The organism is Oleiagrimonas sp. (assembly GCF_027858935.1).
Classification (GTDB): Bacteria; Pseudomonadota; Gammaproteobacteria; order Xanthomonadales; family Rhodanobacteraceae; genus Oleiagrimonas.
Window position 1 is genome coordinate 1 of record NZ_JAQIBU010000018.1, and the last position, 3959, is coordinate 3959.

Sequence of the window (3959 nt, forward strand, 5' to 3'; positions counted from 1 at the left end):
TCACAGGCCCGGGCCAGCTTGAACAGCCTTTCGAGCGTGGTTGTATCGATCCGGTGCTTGGAATAGTCCAGGCGCCAGCCGGCGGCTTGAACAGTGAAACGGGCGGCGCGTTCGGGATCACGTTCAAACAGATCCCGCAGTTGGCGCTTGCGCATGCTCTCATGGTGTCGGGCGAGGGATTGCCATGTGGCTTTATCGCGTAACGTGCTCATGGGCTTCCTTGGCAGTGTGGGCTTTGCGTGGTCAGGGTCTGTACTGTGGTGCATCGGCTGCGGGGGCTCAACCACTGTCCAACGTAGCGCCCGTCAGCAATCCGCGTGCGAGCATGGCGTATTGCTTGCGTTGCAACAAAAGTTGCCATTGCCGGCCGCCGACCTGGCGCCACAGGACCGCCGCGCGCACACTGCAGAGCAGGGCAGCGCGGATGCGTTCGACATTGTTCTGTTGCTGCAGGACCAGAGGCGATCCGCTGACCATCACCCGTGGGCGGAGAATGGACAGGGTCGAGACGTACAACTCGGCCAGACGCCCAATCACCGTAGCGTGAGCGAGACCGAAATGGTCGGCCTGGCGTTGTGCGGCAACGATACCTTCCTTGAGGTTGTCGACCAGCCGGCGACGGCCCGAGAAGGTACGTTCAAGGCGAAGCACCGTAACCACCATCCGTGCAACGGCCATGTCCTGGCGGTTGGCGTCCAGCTGCGTCGACAGCGCTCGCAGGCCCAGACGAACACCTGCAATGCCGCCGAACACGTCCGGCACACTGGCTGCATCAATACGAAAGACACTGGCGAGCGATGCTTCCAATGCAGTTTCGTCGCAACTTCCACGCGTGGCCAGTTGATGGGCCAGGGAACAGCCCTGAAACACGCCGGCCAGCGCCAGTGCGCGATCTTCATTCATGCGTGAGCATCTCCATCGCACGAGTCAGTGCAAAACGGAGAGCATGTCCGACAACCCGTACCGGATGCAAACACTTCATGTCTGACCAGCCTCCACTGGCGTGTGCTGCGACAAACTGCCGAATGCTGCATCGGTCGCCTCGATGACGGCCCCGCCCAGGCATGCCTGGCCATGGTAGAACACGATCGACTGCCCCGGTGTCACCGCTCGTTGTGGCTGATCGAACCGTGCCGTGACCCGGTCGCCATCGACTTCCACCACGCAGTCCTGGTCGTTTTGCCGGTAACGCACCTTGGCCGTACAGCGAAAACCGGCGCCCGGTGGCCTACCAGCAATCCAGTTCGGCTGCGAGGCCTGTGCCGTGCGGCACATCAGCCATTTGTTGTCGCCCCCCTGGGCAACATAAAGCACATTCTCGGAGACCCGCTTGCCCACAACATACCAGGGGTCTCCAGAGGCATTGCGGCGCCCGCCGATGTTGAGACCATTGCGCTGGCCGAGCGTGTAGTACATCACGCCCTGGTGTTCGCCCAGCACCTCACCCTGTGGCGTGCACATCAGGCCCGGACGGGCCGGGATGTACTGTGAGAGGAAGCTGCGGAAATCACGTTCACCAATGAAGCAGATGCCCGTGGAATCCTTCTTCGCATGCGTGGGCAAATCGGCCTCGGCGGCCCGTCGACGCACCTCGATCTTGTCCAGATCGCCGATCGGAAAGATCGTCGAGGCCAACTGTTCCTGCCCCAATGCATGCAGGAAGTAGGTCTGGTCCTTGTTGCGATCGACCGCACGCAGCAGACGCCAGGCTCCCTGGTGGCGGTCAATACGCGCATAGTGGCCGGTCGCGATCTTTTCGGCGCCCAGCGACAGGGCATGGTCAAGGAAGGTGCGGAACTTGATCTCGCGGTTGCACAGCACATCGGGGTTGGGCGTGCGCCCGGCACGATATTCGGCGAGGAAATGCTCGAAAACCCCATCCCAGTACTCGGCTGCGAAATTACGGCCATGGAACGGGATGCCCAATCGGCCACACACCGACACGGCATCCTTGCGGTCGGTTTCCGCGGTACACGTCCCGGCATCGCGGTCATCTTCCTCCCAGTTCTGCATGAACAGGCCTTCGACGTCATGCCCGTCCTCAAGCAGGCGCAGGGCCGCAACCGAGGAGTCCACGCCGCCAGAGATGCCGAGCATGACTTTCATGCGCGGGTTTCCGTGCCTTCGAGCAAGCAGTCGATGGCTGTCAGGGGCAAGCGCTGACCGCGAAGCCAGGCATCGATGCTGCGCAGGACCAGAGGACTGCGAAGCCTGTCACCCAGGGCAACAATATCGCCGTACTCCAGCCACAAGGGGCCAAGGATACCCTCATCCAGAGTCTGCTCAGGCGCGTGCGCTAGTGGTCGGCCGGAAAAGCTGAATCGCACGATATGGTCGCCGTGGTGCGGGCTGTACCACTGGTGCACGCCGATCAGATGGGTCAATTCGATATGCCATCCGGTTTCCTCGAGGGTCTCGCGCAACGCTGCCGCGAGCAGTGACTCCCCGGGTTCCAGGTGGCCGGCAGGCTGGTTGTAGCAGATGGCTCCGCCGACCGTCTCCTCGACCATGAGGTAGCGTCCGTTCTCATCCGCAACCACACTGGCCACAGTGACGTGTGGGCACCAGATCGGGTCAGCGTCGTCGTTGGCGTCGTTCATACGGGAAATTCACGTACATGGCGTGGAAAAGTGATCATTGTGCCACTACTTTCTTTCATAAGAGGGGCGATCGATACCACGCCGTGGGCGCGCGTATAATCGACCAGGAATAGAGGACAATTTCACAAGTTATGGCGCATTCCCCCGAAAACGATCACGAGCAGGAACACGGCATTGCCGTCGAGTCGGTCAAGCCCGAACTGGCTGAGCCACCGATGTATCAGGTGGTACTGGTCAACGACGACTACACGCCCATGGATTTCGTGATTGATGTGCTGCGCGGCTTTTTCGGCATGGACCAGGAACGGGCAGTGCAGGTCATGCTTCATGTACACACGCGCGGCAAGGGCGTGTGCGGTGTGTTTTCGCGTGAGGTTGCGGAAACCAAGGTCACTCAGGTAAATGAGTATTCAAGGACCCATCAGCATCCGTTGATGTGCACTATGGAAAAACTCTGACCGGCCCCATCTACAGCACATAGACCGCCCGCGGCGGAATGCAGACTCCCAATCAGGAGATGATCCGGATGTTCAGCAAGGATCTCGAAATCACCATCGGCCAGTGCTACAAGTCGGCGCGGGAACAGCGTCACGAGTTCATGACCGTGGAACACCTGCTGCTTGCGTTGCTGGATAACGCATCGGCAACGACCGTGCTGCGTGCTTGCAATGTCGACCTTGGCCGGCTTGGCGATGCGCTGCGCAAGATCATCGAGGAGACCGTGCCCGGCCTGCTCGAGGGTGACGAGCGCGACACCCAGCCCACGCTGGGTTTCCAGCGCGTGCTGCAGCGTGCGGTCTACCACGTGCAGTCCTCCGGCCGAAAGGAAGTTACCGGTGCCAACGTGCTGGTGGCCATTTTCGGAGAGAAGGATTCACACGCCGTGTATTTCCTGCACCAGCAGGAGGTTACCCGGCTGGATGTGGTCAATTTCATTTCTCACGGCATTGCGCGTATCGGCGAGGACGCGGATGCAGCTTCCTCCACGGAACAACGCGAGGGTGAAGACAGCGCGGCCGATGCGGCCAGTAATCCTCTTGAAGAATTTGCCAACAACTTGAACGCATTGGCCAGCGAAGGTCGTATCGACCCGTTGATCGGACGCCAGGAGGAAGTCGAGCGCACCATTCAGGTGTTGTGTCGCCGGCGCAAGAACAATCCGCTCTACGTGGGCGAGGCAGGCGTCGGCAAGACCGCACTGGCAGAAGGCCTGGCCAAGCGCATCGTCGAGGGCGACGTACCCGAAGTGTTGGCCGAAAGCACCATCTGGGCGCTCGACCTGGGAGCACTGGTGGCTGGAACCAAGTATCGCGGCGATTTCGAAAAGCGACTGAAGGCAGTGATCGGCCAGCTCAAGAA

At 60.7% G+C, this 3959-nt stretch carries 5 protein-coding genes and 1 pseudogene; 2 read left to right on the plus strand and 4 right to left on the minus strand.

Going from position 1 to position 3959, the window contains the following annotated elements:
* From pgi to PF446_RS00885, 4 genes and pseudogenes are all read right to left on the minus strand, one after another.
* Window positions 1-212, minus strand: a pseudogene (pgi, locus tag PF446_RS00870) (glucose-6-phosphate isomerase); the annotation flags it as partial.
* A 67-nt stretch (window positions 213-279) separates the two neighbouring features.
* On the minus strand, window positions 280-903 hold the full coding sequence (gene hflD / locus PF446_RS00875; protein WP_298068768.1) for a high frequency lysogenization protein HflD: 624 nt from the start codon (window positions 901-903) through the stop codon (window positions 280-282).
* A gap of 75 nt (window positions 904-978) precedes the next feature.
* Window positions 979-2106: a tRNA 2-thiouridine(34) synthase MnmA gene (gene mnmA, locus PF446_RS00880; protein WP_298068770.1), complete on the minus strand. Its 1128-nt coding sequence runs from the start codon at window positions 2104-2106 to the stop codon at window positions 979-981.
* Window positions 2103-2600, minus strand: a complete 498-nt coding sequence (locus PF446_RS00885; protein ID WP_298068772.1) for an NUDIX hydrolase — start codon at window positions 2598-2600, stop codon at window positions 2103-2105. Before PF446_RS00885 ends, mnmA begins: the two co-directional genes overlap by 4 nt.
* A 131-nt stretch (window positions 2601-2731) precedes the next feature.
* On the opposite strand from PF446_RS00885, the gene clpS reads away from it, so the two are divergent.
* Together clpS and PF446_RS00895 are read left to right on the plus strand one after the other, a co-directional pair.
* On the plus strand, window positions 2732-3058 hold the full coding sequence (gene clpS / locus PF446_RS00890) for an ATP-dependent Clp protease adapter ClpS (protein WP_298068774.1): 327 nt from the start codon (window positions 2732-2734) through the stop codon (window positions 3056-3058).
* 68 nt (window positions 3059-3126) lie between these two features.
* Window positions 3127-3959: Clp protease N-terminal domain-containing protein (locus PF446_RS00895; protein WP_298068776.1), on the plus strand; the 833-nt coding region annotated here is incomplete at its 3' end.